At 47.4% G+C, this 20,666-nt stretch carries 16 protein-coding genes and 1 pseudogene; 4 read left to right on the top strand and 13 right to left on the bottom strand.

Annotated elements, in window-relative coordinates:
* The 4 genes and pseudogenes from QVO99_RS09325 to QVO99_RS09340 all read right to left on the bottom strand — a co-directional run.
* Positions 1-207: pseudogene (locus QVO99_RS09325) on the bottom strand (hypothetical protein); the annotation flags it as partial.
* A 54-nt stretch (positions 208-261) separates the two neighbouring features.
* Positions 262-1,110 carry a nucleoside triphosphate pyrophosphohydrolase gene (gene mazG, locus QVO99_RS09330; protein WP_022317344.1) on the bottom strand — a complete coding sequence of 283 codons (849 nt, stop codon included), beginning with the start codon at positions 1,108-1,110 and terminating at the stop codon, positions 262-264.
* A gap of 140 nt (positions 1,111-1,250) precedes the next feature.
* Positions 1,251-3,476 carry a tetratricopeptide repeat protein gene (locus tag QVO99_RS09335; RefSeq protein ID WP_022317345.1) on the bottom strand — a complete coding sequence of 742 codons (2,226 nt, stop codon included), beginning with the start codon at positions 3,474-3,476 and terminating at the stop codon, positions 1,251-1,253.
* 8 nt (positions 3,477-3,484) lie between these two features.
* Positions 3,485-4,321: an ABC transporter substrate-binding protein gene (locus QVO99_RS09340; RefSeq protein WP_197065823.1), complete on the bottom strand. Its 837-nt coding sequence runs from the start codon at positions 4,319-4,321 to the stop codon at positions 3,485-3,487.
* Positions 4,322-4,491: 170 nt separating this feature from the next.
* Here QVO99_RS09340 and radA point away from each other — a divergent pair, with 170 nt between their 5' ends.
* Positions 4,492-5,871, top strand: a complete 1,380-nt coding sequence (gene radA / locus QVO99_RS09345) for a DNA repair protein RadA (protein ID WP_022317347.1) — start codon at positions 4,492-4,494, stop codon at positions 5,869-5,871.
* Here radA and QVO99_RS09350 read toward each other — a convergent pair whose 3' ends face one another.
* From QVO99_RS09350 to QVO99_RS09390, 9 genes are all read right to left on the bottom strand, one after another.
* A complete protein-coding gene (locus QVO99_RS09350) occupies positions 5,872-6,828 on the bottom strand; it encodes a helix-turn-helix transcriptional regulator (RefSeq protein ID WP_022317348.1) in 957 nt (318 codons plus the stop codon).
* Positions 6,829-6,981: 153 nt separating this feature from the next.
* Positions 6,982-9,360 carry a TonB-dependent receptor gene (locus QVO99_RS09355; protein ID WP_022317349.1) on the bottom strand — a complete coding sequence of 793 codons (2,379 nt, stop codon included), beginning with the start codon at positions 9,358-9,360 and terminating at the stop codon, positions 6,982-6,984.
* 164 nt (positions 9,361-9,524) lie between these two features.
* Complete coding sequence (locus QVO99_RS09360) at positions 9,525-12,212, bottom strand: valine--tRNA ligase (RefSeq protein WP_022317350.1); 2,688 nt, start codon at positions 12,210-12,212, stop codon at positions 9,525-9,527.
* 195 nt (positions 12,213-12,407) lie between these two features.
* The gene (locus tag QVO99_RS09365; protein ID WP_022317351.1) at positions 12,408-13,121 is read right to left on the bottom strand and encodes an HAD family hydrolase; all 714 of its coding nucleotides are present in this window, start codon (positions 13,119-13,121) and stop codon (positions 12,408-12,410) included.
* Positions 13,122-13,298: 177 nt separating this feature from the next.
* The gene (locus QVO99_RS09370; RefSeq protein WP_231556978.1) at positions 13,299-14,468 is read right to left on the bottom strand and encodes an AIR synthase-related protein; all 1,170 of its coding nucleotides are present in this window, start codon (positions 14,466-14,468) and stop codon (positions 13,299-13,301) included.
* 47 nt (positions 14,469-14,515) lie between these two features.
* On the bottom strand, positions 14,516-15,268 hold the full coding sequence (locus QVO99_RS09375) for a shikimate dehydrogenase family protein (RefSeq protein WP_022317353.1): 753 nt from the start codon (positions 15,266-15,268) through the stop codon (positions 14,516-14,518).
* Between the two features lie 9 nt (positions 15,269-15,277).
* Positions 15,278-16,015, bottom strand: a complete 738-nt coding sequence (ubiE, locus tag QVO99_RS09380) for a bifunctional demethylmenaquinone methyltransferase/2-methoxy-6-polyprenyl-1,4-benzoquinol methylase UbiE (protein ID WP_022317354.1) — start codon at positions 16,013-16,015, stop codon at positions 15,278-15,280.
* Between the two features lie 39 nt (positions 16,016-16,054).
* A complete protein-coding gene (locus QVO99_RS09385; RefSeq protein ID WP_022317355.1) occupies positions 16,055-17,008 on the bottom strand; it encodes a phosphoribosylaminoimidazolesuccinocarboxamide synthase in 954 nt (317 codons plus the stop codon).
* 113 nt (positions 17,009-17,121) lie between these two features.
* Positions 17,122-18,069 (bottom strand): PhoH family protein, encoded by a 948-nt coding sequence (locus QVO99_RS09390; RefSeq protein WP_022317356.1) that lies wholly within the window; start codon positions 18,067-18,069, stop codon positions 17,122-17,124.
* Between the two features lie 146 nt (positions 18,070-18,215).
* Here QVO99_RS09390 and QVO99_RS09395 point away from each other — a divergent pair, with 146 nt between their 5' ends.
* From QVO99_RS09395 to QVO99_RS09405, 3 genes are all read left to right on the top strand, one after another.
* Positions 18,216-19,007 (top strand): DUF5715 family protein, encoded by a 792-nt coding sequence (locus QVO99_RS09395; protein ID WP_042519515.1) that lies wholly within the window; start codon positions 18,216-18,218, stop codon positions 19,005-19,007.
* Positions 19,008-19,431: 424 nt separating this feature from the next.
* Complete coding sequence (locus QVO99_RS09400; RefSeq protein ID WP_022317358.1) at positions 19,432-20,133, top strand: OmpA family protein; 702 nt, start codon at positions 19,432-19,434, stop codon at positions 20,131-20,133.
* Positions 20,134-20,199: 66 nt separating this feature from the next.
* The coding region (locus QVO99_RS09405) for a transglycosylase domain-containing protein (protein WP_288177127.1) at positions 20,200-20,666 on the top strand (467 nt) is incomplete at its 3' end.

The following is a 20,666-nucleotide window of genomic DNA, read 5'->3' on the forward strand; positions in this document are numbered from 1 at the left end:
GGAAAGAGTGTCACCCTTGTCGGTAATAAGTTCCAAAACCGACATGGACGTGCCTTCGCCACATATGCCATAAAGCGTGGAATCCGCCGCAGCATTGCTGTCCACCAGTGTTGGGGCATTGTCGCCGTCAGTCTTTTTCTTGCCATCGCATCCTACCAGAGAGGAGAATGCAAGACATACAGCAATAAACAAAAATACTTTCCTCATATTGTATGATTTATTATGTTTTCAACAATAAGACAACGGTGTTTCCGCCATCCTTTATTCATTAGACTTTGCTTCATTCCAAAGTTTATCCATCTCATCCAAAGTCATTTCCGTCAAAGGTTTACCCAATTTGATTGAATGATCTTCAATATAATTGAATCGACGTATAAACTTCTGGTTTGTCAGCTCCAGGGCATCATCGGGATTGATTTTATAAAGACGGGCTGCGTTGATGACACTGAACAGGAAATCGCCAAGTTCTTTTTTAGACTTTTCCTTGTCACCCTTCCGCAGTTCCTCCTCCAGTTCCGACATTTCCTCACGCACTTTTTTCCACACATCACCACGGTCTTCCCAATCGAATCCTACGTTGCGCGCCTTGTCCTGAATGCGGTATGCCTTTATCAATGTCGGCAGAGCATCCGGAACACCTGAAAGCACACGCTTGTTGCCATCTTTCTCTTTCAGTTTTATCTGTTCCCAGTTCTCTATAACCTTCTGTGCCGTGTCGGCATTCTGCATATCAGAAGGCTTGTCATCCTCACCATAAGGCAATGGCTTAGGTGATGAAGCACCGACCTGTGAAGGGTGGTACACATGGGGATGGCGGAATATAAGCTTGTCAGCAAGTTTGTTGCAGACGTCGGCAATGTCAAACGCACTTTTCTCCTCACCAATCTTAGCATAGAAACAGATATGGAGAAACACATCTCCAAGTTCCTTGCAAATATTCAGCGTATCGTCTTTCATGAGGGCATCGCTTAGTTCAAACACCTCTTCTATCGTATTTGTTCTCAGGCTCTGGTTTGTCTGTTTTTTATCCCAAGGACATTTCTCTCTCAACGTGTCGAGCACATCGAGAAAACGCCCGAAGGCCTCTAGTTTTTCTTCTCTTGTATGCATTTTAGTTCTTTTAAGTTTACGAGTCAACATGTGGACAAGTCGTTTGTGGAACCCATTTCCAACAATTCCAAATGAAAGGACCAAGGAAACCACCCTACTGACAGGCCATCAGTCCAAGGCTAAATCTCTCCTCTTGGTTTTCACTTGTCTCTGGTCAATTTATACGTTATACGTTTTATCAATATCATTTCAACAGCGGTAATGCCGAAGCAGTTGAGCATAGCTCCATCGTTGATGAAATCCTCGTCGAGGATATTCGAAATGGACAGATAGTCGGGAGCAGAAGAGTCTTTTCTTGACTTCAACAAATTCTCGCAATATTCGGCAAACAAGGTGGTAGCACCTGAAATGTCTTTCATGAACCACTTGCAGTAGCCTGCATTAAGTAAATCCATGTCACCCACAGTATCACTATCGAGCAGTTTGGCGTAGATTTTCGCTGCCTGTTCAAGTTTGTTCTCACCCATAAGAGTCCAAGCCAGGACTCTCTTTACATTGGCGGACTCCGGATATTTGTAATCAAGCTCATACAGTATTTTCGCAGCCTGTTCGAAATCTCCCATCTTGGAGCATACTATTGCATAGTGTAGAGCGTACGACTTATTGTCTGGCTCAAGGGTATAGAGTTTGCGATATGCATTCTCAGCCATTTTCAGGTCGTTGGAATGGAAAGCGGCTTTTGCCATTCCCCTCAACGCCCTTATGTCATCGCCCGAGAAATATGCAGCTTTCAGAAAGCATTCTTTAGCCTCAACGAAATCTCTCGACATCTCAAGATAATAGCCACCCTTCACCAGATATCCAGCTACAGAACCGTCGAACTGTAGCTTGGGCATCAGTTTGGATAACAGTATCGCTTCACGACGCGACAACAGGAAATTGCCCAACTCAACGCGTTTCTCACTTACTGCTGTGTTGTCAAAAAGAGAACAAGCCATGAAGAGCACATTATCTGTGTCGAAAGGATTGTATATCTGGTTATGCCAGCGATAGAGGCGGTAGAAGCGATATAGATCCTGAAGGGCTCTTCTGCGCAAATAGGCAGGAGTGGCCATTTCTTCATCACTCATAAATTGCTGCTTTGGCATCTCGCCATGATTCATCATTTCTATCATGTCCGACGGTATCTTGTCTATCACCGACACAACGGCAAGGGCAAAAGAATACTTGTCGCTGTCGCAGAACGGCCCTGTTGCCATCAGGTTGGTCAGAAACCTGTTGCGCTTTAGACTATCTTTCACGCGGTGAAGTTCGGGATGGTTCAAGCTGAATGGAAAGAACCAGTTTGGAAGACTATAGAAGAAGGAGAAACGCTTCATTTGTGAGAAGCCTCCGAAATAGATGTCCGCTCCACTCTTCTGCATCTCTATCATCTTCTGGAACTTGTTCTCCACTTCTTCCATCGACCTGTCGTCGGCTTCAGGATCCAGGATATCCCTCAGTTCCTGATCATTGTCTTCGATGCCAAGACGATAAGACGTGAGATTGCTGTTCTTTACCAACGTTGGCATGATGTCTCGCTGTATGATGTCGTTGTCATTTTCGGCATTCATGCAGAATACCATTTGTTTCTGCAAGTCGAGCAGGTCTCTCACCACATCATCACGAGAGAGCAGAGGCGACATTATCTGCAATTGCAGAGCAGAATCTACACCATCAGTAACCGACAGAGTCCATGCTATCAGAGCCTTCTGCTTCAGTGCCTCGTCTTTGGCTTCACTGTATATTCTGACAAGCACACGGAACTTGTTAATGTCGAAATTATTCATCACCGACAACATCATGGCACTGACGACCACTTGAGCGTCTCCTGAATCCACTGTGGGCGATAGAATAATGTCACCAATGTCACTGGCCTGTTCTTCAGTCCAAAGTTCAGAAACTACGATATGACAGAACAATGCCTGCATGAATGAATAATGAGACAAATATAGCTCATCCGCCATTTTGTCGCGTTTCTCTACCGATTCAAGCTGCAACATAGCCAAATCTGAAACGAAGTCTTCCATCTGCATCCGTATAGCCTTCTCTGAGAAAGAATTTGTCTTCACTGAGGCTCTCGAATAGGCATCCTTATAGAAATCAACGTTTCTGCGTCTATAGTCGGACCTAAGATTACGAATACCCCCCTTCAACTTGTCCAGCATATCATTGTACATAGATTCGCGCATGTCGTCCTCCACGCCTAGCTCCATGTAATGAAGCATGAGGCGGAAATTCTCCTTTATGTCCTTCACATCTTCAGAATAAGGAACATAAGGATGCGACTCTACATAGGGCAGTATGATATCTAACGCCGCTCCGAGGTCTTTGCCTTCAACTAGCCGAAGGGCTACGGAAAACTGTTTCAATTCATTCTTATCCATAACACAGACTATTTAGAGACATTACTATATTTGAAGTAATGCCTTATCATTTGAGAATAACCAGCTGCATTTTGCTTCGCGATGCGTTCCTGTGCTATTTTATAAGCACGTACAAAAGTATCTATCTGCTGTTTCTTGCGCTTATCTGACTCTACACAGGATGTGAAGAACAGTCCAGACAGGTCTTTCGAACAACTGTTACTATTCATCAACACCACACCTCCGCTTTTCTTGGCAACAGAAGCCTGCGGTTCTGTAAGCCATGCCGCGTCTATCTCGCCGTTCTGAAGCATTTTCAGGCGAATATCAACATCGTTCACCTGCACACGGAAGAACTCTTCCTTCTTTCCCTTTATGCTGTCGGACATCTTGTCGCAAAGGAAATCTGTGGCAGAAAACCTTGTCATCGCAACCAGCTTGTCTGACAGTTGGTTTATCTTAGTGACACGCGACTTTCTGTTTGCCACAAGTTTCCATTCCATTCTTGTAGACAACACCTTCTCAAAAGAAAGTCTGCCATGGTTGACAAGATATTCTATGCGTTTGTCGTCAACGAAAGCTCCATCAATCGTCTTTTTTCCCAACGATTTGTCGCAATCAAGCTGCGAAGTGTAGTGGACGAGCTTAACATCAACCCCCAAAGAGTCGAATATGCCTTCATCCAGAGCTACGAAAGCAGGCAGACAGTCGATGCGTTGCGAAACGCCAACCTTTAGAGCCAAGGAGTCTTTCGCCTTCCTCTCCATCTGGTCTTTATCTGTGGTCTTGCCACCGCCTCCAATAGAGCACCCCATAAGAATAGCTGCTACGAAGGCTCCAAAGAGTTTATTTATGTTTGTCATCATTGCCATTTACTTTATTATGAAGGATATGAAGCCAAGTTCCTCCGGTTCCAAGAATGAAGCATCACTCCACATCAGACAGATATGGTATATATAAATACAGCACAAAGATAACGCTTTATTTTGTTATGCAGAAAAATATCATTACTTTTGTCTAAAGTAATCCGAAAAATATGGCAAAAGACAAGACAATATATGTTTGCAGCAACTGCGGACAGGAGTCTCCCAAATGGATAGGCAAATGTCCGCAATGTGGAGAATGGAACTCATTCAAGGAGTTCAGAGTGGCTGCCGGACCATCCAGCGAATCTTCGTTCAAGACAAATGGTCTCGTCAGCCCCCAAACCCTCTCTGCACTGAACATAAAGGACATCTCAAGCACTGACGACCCACGAATCGATATGGAAGACGATGAACTTAACAGAGTGTTGGGTGGCGGACTGGTGAAGGGGTCGCTGACACTGCTGGGAGGAGAACCCGGCATCGGCAAGAGCACACTGTCGCTGCAAACGGTATTGGGAATAAGCAAGAAGGTGTTGTATGTAAGCGGAGAGGAAAGCGCCCACCAACTGAAGATGAGGGCACAGAGGATAAACGAGTCACCAAGCGACAACTGTCTTATATTCTGCGATACATCGTTGGAGAATATCTTCGCATGTATAAGCAATGTCAAACCGGAAATCGTGGTGATAGACTCCATACAGACCATCAGCACTTCTGACGTGGACAGTTCTGCAGGCAGCGTATCACAGGTAAGAGAGTGTGCCGCAAGATTACTAAGATTTGCAAAGACTTCGGGGACACCGATAATACTGATAGGCCACATAAACAAGGAAGGCACACTGGCTGGACCGAAAATCCTCGAGCATATCGTGGACACAGTGATACAGTTTGAGGGTGACCAACACCATATGTACAGAATTCTAAGATCCATAAAGAACAGATTCGGAAGCACATCAGAACTTGGCATATACGAGATGTTGCCCAATGGACTGCGACCAGTTTCTAATCCATCTGAACTGCTGCTCTCTGAAGATCATGAAGAACTAAGCGGAGTGGCAATTTCGTGTGCGATAGAGGGTGTGAGGCCATTTCTTGTGGAGACTCAAGCCCTCGTCTCAACGGCTGCATACGGCACACCACAACGTTCTGCAACGGGGTTCGACCAAAAGAGGCTCAACATGCTGCTGGCTGTACTAGAGAAGCGCGTGGGGTTCAAACTCATACAAAAGGACGTATTCATAAACATTGCCGGAGGACTGCGCGTAACAGACCAGGCCATGGACCTCAGCATCATAGCCGCCGTGCTTTCGAGCAATGTGGATACAGCCATAGAACAAGGATGGTGTATGGCTGGAGAAGTGGGACTAAGCGGAGAAGTGCGCCCCGTGAGCAGAATAGAACAAAGAGTATCGGAAGCTCAGAAACTCGGATTTACCAATATCATCATACCAAATCAGAATTTCCACACCTTCGAAGCCCGCAATATCAAAGGGATAAACATCATTCCTGTAAGAAAAGTAGAAGAAGCCCTAAGACATCTATTCGGATAATCAGATTTCAACAGAAGATATATCCACCAGATTTGTCACGATGGCATAGATGGTAAGACCGGCTGGGGTGTGGATCTGCAACTTCCTCGCAATGTTCCGACGATGGGTAATGACGGTGTTGGGGGCAATGCACAAATGGTTTGCAATTTCCTTATTAGTCATTCCCTGCACCAGACTCACTATCACCTCTTTCTCGCGCTCGCTCAATGCGTCCTGATTTCCAGGGTTAGTGTTTATCATGCTTGAAATTTTTGCAGACACATCATTCTGTTTCAATTTCTTCTCAAGCGTACGGATGGCAGGAATCATTATTTCTTCTTCCACGTCAGAATGTTTGGCAAGCCACTCCTCGTTATTATAAATATCACAGAGAGTGGCAGACAGCTGGTTATTGCGCAATCCATCGCTAGGCAGATATTTGATTATGATGTTTTTCAGTTCTCGCAATTTCTGGTCAGTCTGACCATGATGTTTTGAAAATGTATCAATGTCATAGTTTGGCAGCGGTTGTTTGTCGAGAAGCGACTCCACGTATGGGAAAAGGAATTTCTCCTCATACTTCATGTGCTTCTTGATTTCTTCGGCATACTCATCATATAATTTGAGTATCAGACGAGCGAGATTGTCCTTCTCGTCTAATGCTTCTACGAGTTCCTTACGTATAAAAGGCAACTGGAAATCAAGATAATACTCATGGCTGGCATGAAGATAATGCATGATAGTAGGTATAGACAATCTCGAGAAGTCATCGAAGGCCTTGTAGCCATTAATGACGAGATTAACGATTGCCAGAAATGTGTAAGTATCAACACCTTGCGCCTCGCACACCTCATTCACGGTCTTGTCTCCAAAGCCAAGATTAATACCAAAACTGCCAAGACTTTGCAGTACGTTATAGTTGTCTCTGATAAGCACGATAAGCTTATCATCGGCTTCATATAGTTTTTGACTCTTCATCTTCCACTTCCTTTATATTCAGCATGCAAAGTAAATTATTATTTTGCAATCCTGCAATAATCATTTTTAGGTATTTTTCAACTGAAAAACAGACATCCCCTATCTGATGAATGTTATACTGCTGAAGTGAAGAATTCTGCAGAGCAAGTAGCGTCAGAACTCAACTGACACCCTTGCGTTTATCTGCCTTCCAGTAAGATAGTTTGGCACGGCATACTGCTGATTGGTCACATCCGTTATCCAATAGTAAGAGTTCACGTTGTTTATACCAAACAAGTTGAGACAGTCGATGCCCAGCCATACGTTCTTGAATACAGATTTCTTTTTGTCGCTCTTCTCTCTGTCGAAAAGTCTGTAGCTCATGCCGATGTCAGCACGCTTGTATGCAGGAGCCCTGAACTGCTGCTGCGAGAGATCTCTGTGTGGAGGACCGAAGGGCAGACCGTCTGCAAACGCCAGTTTGAGCGACATTCTCCACTTGTCTGTTCCAGGGAAATAGTCGGTGAAATAAAGGTTTAAAGAATACCTTTGGTCTGTTGGCATAGGTATACTCTTGCCTTTCAGATTTATCTTGGTACTCATCACCGACAGGCTCACCCATGAGTCTGCACCAGGCACAAACTCGCCATATAGCTTCATGTCAAGTCCGAGAGCATGTCCACTGCATTGCTGGCTTGCGTCGTATACTATCTTCACGTTGTTCACGCTGTATGGCACGATGTTGCCAAGTGCCTTGAAGTAAGCTTCGGCTGTGAATTTGTATGGTCTGTCATTGAGTTTGAATTTATAGTCGTAGGCAGCGATAAAGTGTATAGACCTCTGGCTTTTTATCTTCTTGTTTAGAGTGGCGTATGTTGTCCCCTCCACTGTAGTGGTGTCTCTTAGTTCCTTGAAGAATGGTGCCTGATAGTATAATCCTGTTGCAAACCTGAATGTCACGTCATTGTTGAAAGGCGGAACTATGCTCAGCGAGAGTCTCGGACTGATTATCGTCTCACGGTTGAAGTTCCAGTGACTAAACCTTATACCATAGTTCAGTGTGAAGAACGTATGCTGTCCTGGACTCATGAATTTATATGTATCCTGAGCATAAGCCTCCAGTCTGTTTGCGTTAAGTTTGTTTCGGGCATTAAGCGAATAAATCATCTTCATGTCTTCACCGGTGTGTGGGATATTATATCCGCTGGAGTCTCGCATTTCATATTCCTTGCTATATTCGTCCACGTGTTCAATTTTGTATGCCAGTCCGGCGAGTATTTCGTGGCGTTTTGCCTTGTGAGAGAAAGCCAACTTCAGACTTTTCACATTGGCTTTCAGATAGTTGCGTGCATGTTCCATATATGTGCCCACTCCGAGATCCTCGCTCGTTTCCGTCTGTGTAAGCCAATATTGTCCCTGTATGTCGTATTTTTCCTGCTCATTGGTACTGTATGCAGAACCGATGAGCGACAGTCGTGTTTTTGCGCCAAATAGTCTTGTGATTGTAAATGTGCCAAAGTAAGTACGGAAAAGGTCTTTTTCCTTACCGTCGAAATATACTTTGAATGATTTTACGTTCTCCATCGTTCCGAAGTTGGTTTCTCTGTCAGAAGGTGTGAAATTGTAGTGATTGTCAGAGATATCGCCCATAAATTCTATCTCCCATCGTTTGTTGGGCTTATATGTGAGATAAGTCTGATAATCAAGGAAACTCGGACTATACTCTCCTTTAGTTTCAAGCGAACCGAGCAGGTATTTGTTTGTCTTGTATCTCAGACCATTGCTCCATGAGAATTTCTTGTTGCTGAATCCCACGTATGCCGATGCGCCGAGCATGCTGGCAGTGACCTTGGCTTCGAATTTCTTGGGTTGTTTGTATGTGATGTCGAGTGCTGACGACATTTTGTCTCCATATTTAGCCTCAAAGCCTCCGGTACTGAAACCGATGCTCTTCACCATGTCGGGGTTGATGATTGAGAGTCCTTCCTGTTGTCCGCTTCTCACGAGGAACGGGCGGTATATTTCCACACCATTTATATATACGCTGTTTTCGTCGAAGCTACCTCCTCTTACATTGTATTGCGACGAAAGCTCACTATGGGTTGACACTCCCGCCTGCTGCTGTATGAGTTCTTCCACAGCATTTCCGGTTGCCGACGGTGTATTCGTGGCATTCTTCACGTCGAGTTGCTCAGTAGTGCCGGTTTGTCTTCTCTTCTCCGTGATTGTCACCTCGCCCAATTCGTTGTTGTCGTCGAAGAGTTGTATGAGTAAAGTCTGCTTTCCTTTAGGTTTGCGCAGCACGCGTGTTTTGGTTTTGTAGCCCACCATAGAGAATCTCACCACCACGCTGTCTGCGGAGTTGAGATGCAGTGAGAACTCACCCTTCAGGTTCGTAAGCGTCACTCTCCCCTGTTTCACCACTGCCACTGTGGCAAGTTCCACGGGATTGTTGTTGCTGTCGGTCACTCTTCCCTGTAGGGTGAAGGTCTGCGAGAATGCGCTTATGCACACAAAACAGATTAATATCGAGAGTATAATTATCTTCTTCATATGATATATTTAACGAAAGGAAAGCCAAATTATTGTATTTGTGTAGAAATAAGTTGACGAGTGAAGCATTGTATACTCTAAATGTTTGAAGGACAAGTCTAAACAACCTGTCCTTCAATCATTTATACACTTTTGTCATTGTCAAAACAGTCAAGCCATGACTGTTATTTCTGTGCTTTTAGTGAGCTTATGCTCTCCTTCAGCGCAGCAATCTTCTCCATGCTGTCGCTCTGCTTCTTACGCTCAAGAGCCACCACTGCTTCCGGTGCGTTGGCAACGAATCGCTCATTTGAGAGTTTCTTGGAAACTCCGGCGAGGAAGCCTTCGAGATGTTTCAGCTGTGCCTCCATCTTCTCTATCTCGGCAGCCACGTCTATCATGTCGCCCAACGGCACTGCATATTCCAGCGTGCCCACCATGAAGGCTGCTGCAGTACAGTCCTTCTCTGTCACGACGTCGATGCTCGTCAGGTTGGCCATCTTGCCAACCACGCTGTCGTAGTCTTTCAAAGCGTTTTCACCTACACATTGCAACGAGAGTGTCTCTTTGTTGGCGATGTTTTTCTGGTTGCGCACTGTTCTCACTCCTGCCACGATCTGCTTCACGCTCTCGATGTCTTCGATAAGTTTCATGTCTTCGCCTGTAGGAGCTGAGATTTCCAGTTTGTCGCGCATAATTGACTCTCCGTCCTTTCTCTCGTAAATGTGCTGCCACAGTTCCTCTGTGATGAACGGCATGAACGGATGGAGCATCTTAAGCAGATTTTCAAAGAACTTGAGTGTTGCTTCATATGTGGTTTTGTTGATAGGCTGACCATATGCCGGCTTCACCATCTCCAGATACCAGCTTGAGAACTCGTCCCAGAAAAGTTTGTAGACTGTCATCAGAGCTTCTGAGATACGGTATTTCTTGAACAGGTCGTCTATTTCGGCATTTGCCTGACGCAGCTTGGCATTGAACCACTCCACAGCAATCTTGTTTGCCTCTGGCTGAGTGCCATCTGCCACTTCCCATCCCTCCACGAGACGGAATGCGTTCCATATCTTGTTGTTGAAGTTTCGTCCCTGTTCACAGAGGCTCTCATCGAAGAGGATATCGTTTCCTGCCGGTGCAGAGAGCATCATTCCCATGCGTACTCCATCGGCTCCGTATTTATCTATGAGTACCAATGGATCTGGTGAGTTTCCGAGGCTCTTCGACATCTTGCGTCCGAGTTTGTCGCGCACGATACCCGTGAAGTATACATGTTTGAATGGCATCTTTCCCTTATACTCATAACCAGCCATAATCATACGTGCCACCCAGAAGAAGATGATATCCGGACCAGTAACGAGGTCACTGGTTGGATAGTAGTATTTCATTTCTTCGTTGTCGGGATCGAGAATTCCGTTGAACAGAGAGATTGGCCACAACCATGAAGAGAACCATGTATCAAGGCAGTCGCTATCTTGCTCCAGGTCGCCGGCACTGAGGTTGGCATTTTTCTTGCGCGCCTCTTCCAAAGCCAGTTCTGCTGTCTCAGCCACCACCACGTCTTTCTTGCCTTCTTCCGTAGTGTAATAATATGCCGGGATACGGTGTCCCCACCATAGCTGTCGGCTGATACACCAGTCTTTGATGTTTTCCAGCCAATGTCTGTATGTGTTCTTATATTTTGACGGATAGAACATTATCTCGTCGTCCATCACTGGTGGCAGCGCCTCGTCGGCGAAGTGCTGCATAGACAGGAACCACTGTGTGCTGAGCTTAGGTTCGATTGGCACGTTGGTACGTTCAGAGAAGCCCACTTTGTTGTTGTAGTCTTCCACTTTCTCCATGAGTCCAGCCTCCTTGAGGTCTTTCTCTATCTGCTTGCGCACGTCCATACGGTCCATGCCCACATACATTCCTGCGGCCTCGCTTATTGTGCCGTTATCGTTGAATATGTCGATGGTCTCGAGGTTGTGTTTCAGTCCGAGGGCATGGTCGTTGATATCGTGGGCAGGAGTCACTTTCAGACAGCCCGTACCAAACTCTATGTCAACGTAACCGTCTTCAACTACAGGTATTTCTCTTCCCACCAGCGGCACTATCACGTGCTTTCCTTTGAGCCATGTGTTTTTCTCATCGTCTGGATTTATACACATTGCCGTGTCACCCATGATTGTTTCAGGGCGCGTTGTGGCAACCACAGCGTAGTAGCCTTTCTCGTCTTTGTGCATCACGTTGCCTTCGCTCTTTCTCTCCACGTCGCTTTCAACCACTCTGTATTTCAGATAGTAGAGTTTCGAGTGTTCGTCTTTGTACACCACCTCTTCGTCTGAAAGTGCGGTCTGTGCCTGTGGGTCCCAGTTCACCATTCTTGCTCCGCGGTAGATGAGTCCTTTGTTGTAGAGGTCGCAGAATACTTTTATCACGCTCTTCGAACGGGTCTCGTCCATTGTGAAAGCTGTGCGGTCCCAATCGCAGCTAGCACCGAGCTTTCTGAGCTGCTTCAGGATTATTCCTCCGTGCTCTTCTGTCCATGCCCATGCGTGCTTGAGGAACTCGTCGCGTGTAAGGTCGGTTTTCTTTATGCCTTCCTGAGCAAGTTTATTCACCACCTTTGCCTCTGTAGCGATAGAGGCGTGGTCGGTGCCAGGCACCCAGCATGCGTTCTTGCCTTCCATACGTGCCCTTCTCACCAGGATATCCTGTATGGTGTTGTTGAGCATGTGTCCCATGTGTAGTACTCCTGTCACGTTTGGTGGAGGTATTACCACTGTGTATGGTTCTCTTCCGTCAGGCTTGCTGCTAAACAGTTTGTTGTCAAGCCAATATTCATACCATTTCGACTCCACGCTTTGTGGATCGTATTTGCTTGCTAATTCCATATATTATGTCGTTTTGTTTGCTTTATTTTCTTGTTGTTTGCTTCCTAATCCATTGCCGCTATTTCTTCTTTGCTTTTGCATAAGCGCAATAATTCTGCAAAGTTAATCCTTTTTCTCTATATGGGCAAGATTTGGTATTTTTTTGTTGAGGAAGGTTTTCACTGAGCGTTGCCGGGATGTGTGCCAACTTGTCTGCTATTCCAGTCTGAATTCGCCGGCGAGAGCTGCGACGGATGGGAATATCATGTTTGCCCCTTCTGCCAGCAGTATGGAGTCGCGCAATGGACCTGTGTTTACGGCAATGGTGAACACATGGGCTGCCACTGCTGCACGTACTCCGAGTGGGGCGTTTTCCACCACTATGGCCTGCCATGGTTCTACTCCTGCCTTCTGCAGTCCTTTCAGATAAGGTTCTGGATCTGGCTTGCCTTTCTCCACATCATTTGCACATACTACGAGGTCGCGGTTTACAAGTCCCTTGAGGTCGCGGTCGAGTTTGTCGAGGAGTGTGTGCTGCGCACTGCCAGTCACTATCACGATCTTCAGCCCAGAGGCTTTTACCTTTTCCATAAGTTCTTTAATGCCTGGCATCAGCGATGGTGTGGGACAGGCGTTGAAAGCATCCGATTTTAGTTTATATATTTTTTGGGCTTCCTTTTCTGATATGTTCTCGCTGCGCTGCTTACTGAAGAGCTGCTGTATGGTTTCCACTCCCCTCATCCCCTCGTAGCGGTATGCGTCTTCTGGCGGCATTTCTATGCCTATTGACTGCATGGCGGTGTGCCAACTGCGGGCATGGTATGGCATGCTGTCGTAGATTACGCCGTCCATGTCGAACATTACCGCCTTGGGCTGGAATTCGAGATAGCCGGAAGTTGCAAGATACTGTGATATAAAATTCTGAAACATGATGGATGTGGTTTTAAAAAGTTGACGAGTTGACGAGGAGTTTTGCCGCTTCTGATTGCTGTCAGCAGTCAATAGGAACCTCCTTGTCAACTCGTCTGCCTTTCTACTTATCTATTCCGTAACTTGTCAACTCGTTTACTTGTTTACTCGTCAACTCGTTTACTTGTCAACTTACTATCAATACTCAAATACTCCGAATTCCGACTTGATGGTAAGGCTCTTCTTGCCTTCCTCTATGTGTCCTACTATCTGTGCATCGATGTTGAAGCTCTTGCTCAGCTCTATCACCTTGTCGGCAATTTCTGGTCGCACATAGATTTCCATGCGGTGTCCCATGTTGAACACTTTGTACATTTCCTTCCAGTCGGTGCCGCTCTGCTGCTGAATGGTCTTGAAAAGTGGTGGCACTGGGAACATGTTGTCTTTCACCACCTTACAGTTGTCATTCACGAAATGTAGCACCTTTGTCTGCGCTCCTCCCGTACAATGCACCATTCCGTGGATTTCCGGCCTCAGCTCGTCGAGCAGTCTCTTTATCACTGGGGCATAGGTACGTGTTGGCGAGAGCACTAGTTTTCCGGCATTCACCGGACTACCCTCCACTTCGTCGTCGAGTCGCTTTGCGCCACTGTATACAAGTTCTTCAGGAACGGCGTGGTCGTAGCTTTCCGGATATTTCTCTGCCAGGTATTTTGAGAACACGTCGTGACGTGCGCTGGTCAGTCCGTTGCTTCCCATTCCTCCGTTGTATGAGGTTTCGTATGTAGCCTGTCCGCATGATGACAATCCTACAATTACATCGCCCGGACGTATGTTTGCGTTGTCTATCACGTCGCTGCGCTTCATTCTGCAGGTCACGGTAGAGTCCACGATGATGGTCCTGACGAGGTCGCCCACGTCTGCAGTCTCACCTCCTGTAGGATATATTCCTATTCCCATCTCGCGCATCTGCTGGAGAAGTTCGTCTGTACCGTTGATTATTGCCGAAATTACTTCTCCCGGCACAAGCATTTTGTTTCTGCCTATGGTTGAAGATACGAGGATGTTGTCCACGGCTCCCACGCAGAGCAGGTCATCGGTGTTCATTACGATGGCGTCCTGGGCTATGCCTTTCCATACAGAGAGGTCACCGGTCTCCTTCCAGTACATATACGCAAGCGATGATTTTGTGCCGGCTCCGTCAGCGTGCATGATATTGCAGTATTCGGGGTCGCCTCCGAGCACGTCGGGTATTATCTTGCAGAAAGCCTGCGGGAATATTCCTTTGTCGATATTCTTTATGGCGTTGTGCACGTCTTCTTTTGCTGCGCTCACGCCACGCATCATATACCTGTTTGATTTATCCATCTTGTTCTTGTTTTATATTTGCTTAATAAATGGAACTTAGCCTGTTCTCACACTTTGTCTTTGCCATGCCAGAAGTCCCAACTTGCGAAAGCCTGCAGGAGCAGCATTTCCAGTCCGTTCTTCGTCATTGCCCCTTGTTCTTTACCTTTCTTCATAAAGAGTGTTTCGTCGGGGTTGTAGAGCAAGTCGTAGAGCAGGTTGTGGCTGTCCATGGCTTCGTATGGCAGGTCCGGGCATTCATCGGTGTGGGGATAGAGTCCGCATGGTGTGCAGTTCACTATCACGTTGTATTCCTTCACCACCTCAGGTGTCACATCTTTATATTGTATTGTTCCCGGGCGTTCGAAACGGCTTACGAGCAGCGTTTCCAGCCCCAATGACTTCAGTCCGTAGTTTACGGCTTTCGACGCTCCTCCTGTGCCGAGTATGAGGGCTTTTTGGTGGTGGCTTTCCAACAGCGGCTCTATGCTCTTCGTGAAGCCGATGACATCACTGTTGTATCCCCTGAGGAATGTGTCGTCGCCTTTGCTCTCCACCCGTATCACATTGACGGCGCCTATGGCTCTTGCCTCCACGCTGACATAGTCGAGGAAGCTCAACACCTTCTCTTTGTAGGGTATAGTGACGTTGAGTCCCTTGAGTTCAGGATTCGTCGCCAGCACCTCGGGCAGGTCATCGATTGTCTTGATCTCGAAGTTTATATACTCTGCGTCTATGTCTTCATTCTGGAATTTCTCGTTGAAGAAGCTCTTGGAGAATGAATGCACGAGAGGATAACCGATTAGTCCATACTTGTCCATAAGTCATTATTATTTTATTGCTGTATAACATGTGCAGATTCCAAACGTAAGACGTTTGAAACCGGCGGTGCTGAATCCTGTTTTCTTCAGTATTTCCACCATCACCTCTCCTTGCGGAAAGGCTTCTATGGTGGCTATGAGATACTTGTATGCGCTCTTGTCTCTTGATATCATGCGCCCGTAGAGGGGGAGTAGCGTGTGTGAGTATAGCGTGAAGAGCTGCTTCACGGGGAAGTGTACGGGTCTTGTGAGCTCTATCACGCAGAGTGTGCCTCCGGGCTTGAGCACTCTGTACATCTCTCTCAGTCCAGCTTCGAGGTCCTGGAAGTTCCGTATGCCGAATGCTGCCGTGACCACGTCGAAGCTTGCGTCTGGGAATGTCATCGAGAGGCAGTCTTCTCTCTGGAAACTTATCACATCCTGCAGGGCTGCCGCTTTCACTTTTTCTCTTCCCACCTGCATCATGCCCTCTGAGATATCGATACCCACCACTTTGCCCGGTTTGAGTTTCCTGGCTTCCAGTATGGCGAGGTCGCCGGTGCCTGTCGCCACGTCGAGTACAGAGTCAGCGGAACGGACAGCCTGCAGTTTCCTGACCACGTGGTTTCTCCAATACTTGTCTATGCAGAAGGAGAGACGGTGGTTCAGCGTGTCATAGGAATGTGCCACGGCATCGAACATCTGCTCGACTTGCGCTGTCTTCTGACCGCTCTGCTCGTATGGGTTTATCTTTTCCTGTCCGTACATTATATTTTTGACGCGTGTGGTATTTGGGGGATGTGTATGTTATTTCTTGTATGCAGCGAGCCACTCTGCAACGTTGCGCTCTATTCGTGCCGCGATGTCGCCTGTCTCGGCAGCCTTGTCGAACTTCTCGCCTGTGATGTGCTCGTAGAGCTCGATGTATCTGTCACTCACGCTCTCAGCGTATTCGTCGGTGATTTCAGGCATCACCTGTCCCGGCTCGTTCATGAAGTTGTGTTCGATAAGCCACTGGCGTACGAACTCTTTCGAGAGCTGCTTCTGCGGTTCGCCATTTGCGAATTTCTCCTCGTATCCGTCGGCATAGAAATAGCGGCTTGAGTCTGGCGTATGTATTTCGTCGATCAGGTAGACCTTGCCGTCGCGTTTTCCGAACTCGTATTTGGTGTCAACGAGGATAAGTCCGTGCTGGGCTGCGATTTCCTGTCCGCGGGCGAAGATCTTTCTCGTATAGTCTTCCATCACGGCGTAATCTTCTGCGCTAACAATACCCTGGGCGATGATTTCCTCCTTTGAGATGTTCATGTCGTGTCCCTCGTCGGCCTTAGTGGTCGGTGTGATGATCGGCTCCGGGAAGCGCTGGTTCTCTTTCATTCCGTCGGGGAGTTTCACTCCGCACAGCTCGCGGCAGCCTTTCTGGTATTCGCGCCATGCCGAACCAGTGAGGATGGAACGTATGATCATCTCCACTCTGAAGCCTTCACACTTCAGACCGACGGTGACCTGTGGGTCTGGAGTCGCCAATTTCCAGTTTGGACAGATGTCGTTTGTATGGTCAAGGAATTTTGCTGCAATTTGGTTGAGCACCTGACCTTTGAAAGGGATTCCCTTTGGCAGTACTACGTCAAAAGCAGAGATTCTGTCTGTGGCGACCATCACGATGAGGTCGTCGCCGATGTTGTAAACGTCGCGTACTTTTCCATGATATACGCTCTTTTGTCCTTCAAAATGAAAATCAGTGTTTGTTAATGCTTTCATTACTTTATGTTTATTAAAAGTCAGATAAATCTTTGTCGTTATCGCCAAAGTGATAATTGCCTGCAAATGTAGTTATTTTAAACATAACGGACAACATTGCAGTTGAAAAATCATCATTCTTTCTTCGATTTGTCGAATTTCTCGTATGCCTTTACTATCTTGGTGACTAGCTTGTGGCGCACAATGTCGGTCTGTGTCAGGTTGACCACCGAGATACCTTCCACCCCGCCCAGGATACCGAGCGCCTCGCGCAGTCCGCTCTGCGTGCCGCGCGGCAGGTCCACCTGCGTCATGTCGCCGGTGATTATCATCTTGGCGTTCCATCCCATGCGGGTGAGAAACATGCGGAGCTGTGCCGAGGTGGTGTTCTGCGCCTCATCGAGTATCACCACGGCGTCGTTGAGCGTCCTGCCTCGCATGAAGGCGAGCGGGGCTATCTGTATCACGTGTTTCTCCATCATCTCCTGGAGCTTCACGGCGGGTATCATGTCTTCGAGCGCATCGTAGAGGGGCTGCAGATAGGGGTCTATCTTGTCTTTCATGTCGCCCGGCAGGAATCCGAGCTTCTCGCCTGCCTCCACGGCGGGGCGCGACAGGATTATCTTCTTCACGTTCTTCTCCTTGAGTGCCCTTACGGCGAGCGCGATGCTGAGATAGGTCTTGCCGGTGCCGGCAGGACCCACGGCGAAGATCATGTCGCTCTTCTCGAAGGCTTCCACGAGCTGCTGCTGGTTGGCGCTGCGGCTCTTGATGGGCTTGCCGGAAATGTTGTAGACCACCACACCCGAGGAAGAGTCGTCGGCGGCAGGTCTGCCCTTCACGATATTCAGGATGTCTGCTTCGGCGATGGAATTGTATTTTAGGATGTGAAGACGTATCTTCTCTGCCACTTCCTCGAATGCTGCCATCTGCTCTTCGTCGCCCAACACTCTCACCACATTGTCCCGGGCCAACAGACGCAGCTTGGGGAACAACGACCTTATCATCTGAAGATGAACGTTGTTGCTGCCGTAGAACACCACGGGATCTATGTCTTCCAAAACGATATGCTTTTCTATCACCTATATAAATTTTATGAAATGTTCCGCAAAGTTACAACATTTTTATCATCCGCCGACATATTAAACGACAAATTTCCATTACCTTTGCAAAATTAAAAGTTGACGAGCTGGAAAAGCCAGCAAAAAAGAACTACATAATGCAAGACATGAAAATTACAAAGAAACAATATATCCTCGCATTCTTCACCATCGTGGCCGTGCTTGCCATCATCCGCTGCACATCTCCGAAAATAGCGGAAGGCGGAAGCAAAGAGGAGATGATGCCGGGCGACACTCTCGCCACACCGACGGCAACGGCTCTTGCCGACGACGTAGAGAAGGGCGTCAAGGCTGAAATACGTTTCTTCGACGAAAAGGGAAACATCGTGAAGAACCGCATATACAGCGTACCGCGCTTCTGCGACGCCTTCCCCGACAGCAACAACGTGCAGCTCGCCTCTGCCAAGGAGCATGGCGTGAAACCGGTATTGAACAGGGCCGACGCCGAGAAGAGACACAAGGAACTGGTGTATATCGGAGCCAACCCGTTCTTCTGCGTCGACAAGCTGAAGAGAAGTACGCCATATCTCGTGCCACGAGCCGCAAACCTGCTGGGCGACATCGGACAGTCGTTTATGGACAGTCTGGCAATCAAGGGAATCCCGCTGCACAAATGTATCGTGACAAGCGTATTGAGGACGCGCGAAGACGTGGAAAGGCTCAGGACCACCAACAGAAACGCCACAGAGAACTCATGCCATCTCTACGGCACCACATTCGACATTTGCTACAACCGCTACACGAGGGTGAACGACCCGGAAGGGAAACAAATGAAGGCCACGGGCAACGACACCCTGAAATGGGTGCTCAGCGAGGTGCTGCGCGACATGCGCGTAGCAAACCGCTGCTATATTAAATATGAGGTGAAGCAGGGGTGCTTCCACATCACCGTGAGATAAAACACGCCCATTTCCGCAATGCAAACGGGATGTTTACGATTTTATTTGAGCCATTTGGCATCTGCAAAACGGCAGTATGGAAGAGAGAACTGCACGACAAACGTCTGCCCGACGGAAACGGCCAGCAATGACTCCGGCGCCCTTGTATGCCGGATTTGTTGCATTGTTGCATGTTGCTTTAAGGTCTTTCCGACATGCGGATGCCTTTATTTATATACAAACATTTCCCAAAATATTTTTCTAATACCTTGGAAAGTGCTTAATGCAACATGCAACAATGCAACATTTTCACCCAAATATCAATTGGAGGAACCAAAGAAAGAGAAGACGGACGTTTAGAAAAATTATACATTCAACATTCTTGGAATTGAAAAATAATCCATATATTTGCAAGGACAAAGAATAACGACTAAATAATACGACAATGGACAAAATCAAAGTAGCGACAATCGGACTATGTGCAGCGGCAATCGTGAGCTGCGGAAACAATACAGGCAACGGAGCACTAATCGGAGCAGGAGGCGGAGCCCTCGTGGGAGCGATAATCGGAAAAGTGGCTGGCAACACCGCAGTGGGAGCTGCGCTGGGAGCTGCCGTGGGAACAGGAGCCGGAGCGCTCATAGGCAAGCACATGGACAAAGTGAAGGCTGAAGCCGAGGCGGAACTGAACAATGCAAAGGTGGAGGAAGTGACCGACGCCAACGGACTAAAAGCGGTGAAGATAACATTCGACTCCGGACTGCTCTTCCAGACAAGTTCAGCTGACCTGAGCCAGGCAAGCAAGACAAACCTGACAGATCTGGCAAACCTGATGAAGAAATACAACACCTGCGCAATCGACGTATACGGACACACCGACAACCAGGGATGGAGAAACTGCACAGCCGCAGAGAGCGACAACAAGAACATGGCGCTGTCTGAAAGCCGTGCACAGTCGGTGGTCAACTTCATGAAGAGCAACGGAGTGACAGCTTCACAGTTCAAGAACATCACCGGAAAAGGAAGCACAGCGCCTGTAGCTTCAAACGAGACAAAACAGGGACAGCAGCAGAACCGCCGCGTGGAAATATACATGTATGCAAGCGAGGAAATGGTGAAGGAAGCACAGCAGGGAACACTGAAATAAACGGAAACCTATAATAGATAGGACTATGAGAGTTTCCTTCGTTTACTCGTCAACAAAACAAGAAAAATGAAAAAACTGGGTATTATTACCAAGATAATACGATGGGTGGTGGTAGCCTTCTTCGGCTCCACCATTCTTGTTGTAGTGCTATACAGGTTCCTGCCCGTATACTACACTCCACTGATGTTCATCAGATGTTTCCAGCAGGCAGCAGAAGGCGAAACAATGAAGATGCACCACCACTGGGTGTCTATCGACAAGATATCGCCACACATGCCCGTGGCTGTGATGGCAAGCGAAGACCAAAGATTCCTGCTACACCACGGGTTCGACTACAAAGCCATTGAGCAGGCTGCAATACACAACCTCTCGAACAAGAAGAAGCACGGAGCAAGCACAATAAGCCAGCAGACAGCCAAAAACGTGTTCCTTTGGCCAGGGCGCTCGTGGGTGAGAAAGGGATTCGAAGCATACTTCACGGTGCTCATAGAATTCATGTGGAGCAAGCAGAGGATAATGGAAGTGTATCTGAA

It is taken from the genome of Prevotella sp. CAG:592 (genome assembly GCF_000436015.1).
GTDB lineage: Bacteria > Bacteroidota > Bacteroidia > Bacteroidales > Bacteroidaceae > Prevotella > Prevotella pectinovora.

Bases quoted from the DNA above. Each gene is read 5' to 3' on its own strand.
- QVO99_RS09360 (WP_022317350.1), bottom strand. From the start codon at position 12,212: ATGGAATTAGCAAGCAAATACGATCCACAAAGCGTGGAGTCGAAATGG.
- QVO99_RS09395 (WP_042519515.1), top strand. From the start codon at position 18,216: ATGAAAATTACAAAGAAACAATATATCCTCGCATTCTTCACCATCGTG.
- mazG (WP_022317344.1), bottom strand. From the start codon at position 1,110: ATGCATACAAGAGAAGAAAAACTAGAGGCCTTCGGGCGTTTTCTCGAT.
- QVO99_RS09370 (WP_231556978.1), bottom strand. From the start codon at position 14,468: ATGGATAAATCAAACAGGTATATGATGCGTGGCGTGAGCGCAGCAAAA.
- QVO99_RS09340 (WP_197065823.1), bottom strand. From the start codon at position 4,321: ATGATGACAAACATAAATAAACTCTTTGGAGCCTTCGTAGCAGCTATT.
- ubiE (WP_022317354.1), bottom strand. From the start codon at position 16,015: ATGTACGGACAGGAAAAGATAAACCCATACGAGCAGAGCGGTCAGAAG.
- QVO99_RS09385 (WP_022317355.1), bottom strand. From the start codon at position 17,008: ATGAAAGCATTAACAAACACTGATTTTCATTTTGAAGGACAAAAGAGC.
- QVO99_RS09365 (WP_022317351.1), bottom strand. From the start codon at position 13,121: ATGTTTCAGAATTTTATATCACAGTATCTTGCAACTTCCGGCTATCTC.
- QVO99_RS09335 (WP_022317345.1), bottom strand. From the start codon at position 3,476: ATGGATAAGAATGAATTGAAACAGTTTTCCGTAGCCCTTCGGCTAGTT.
- QVO99_RS09400 (WP_022317358.1), top strand. From the start codon at position 19,432: ATGGACAAAATCAAAGTAGCGACAATCGGACTATGTGCAGCGGCAATC.
- radA (WP_022317347.1), top strand. From the start codon at position 4,492: ATGGCAAAAGACAAGACAATATATGTTTGCAGCAACTGCGGACAGGAG.
- QVO99_RS09355 (WP_022317349.1), bottom strand. From the start codon at position 9,360: ATGAAGAAGATAATTATACTCTCGATATTAATCTGTTTTGTGTGCATA.
- QVO99_RS09350 (WP_022317348.1), bottom strand. From the start codon at position 6,828: ATGAAGAGTCAAAAACTATATGAAGCCGATGATAAGCTTATCGTGCTT.
- QVO99_RS09375 (WP_022317353.1), bottom strand. From the start codon at position 15,268: ATGGACAAGTATGGACTAATCGGTTATCCTCTCGTGCATTCATTCTCC.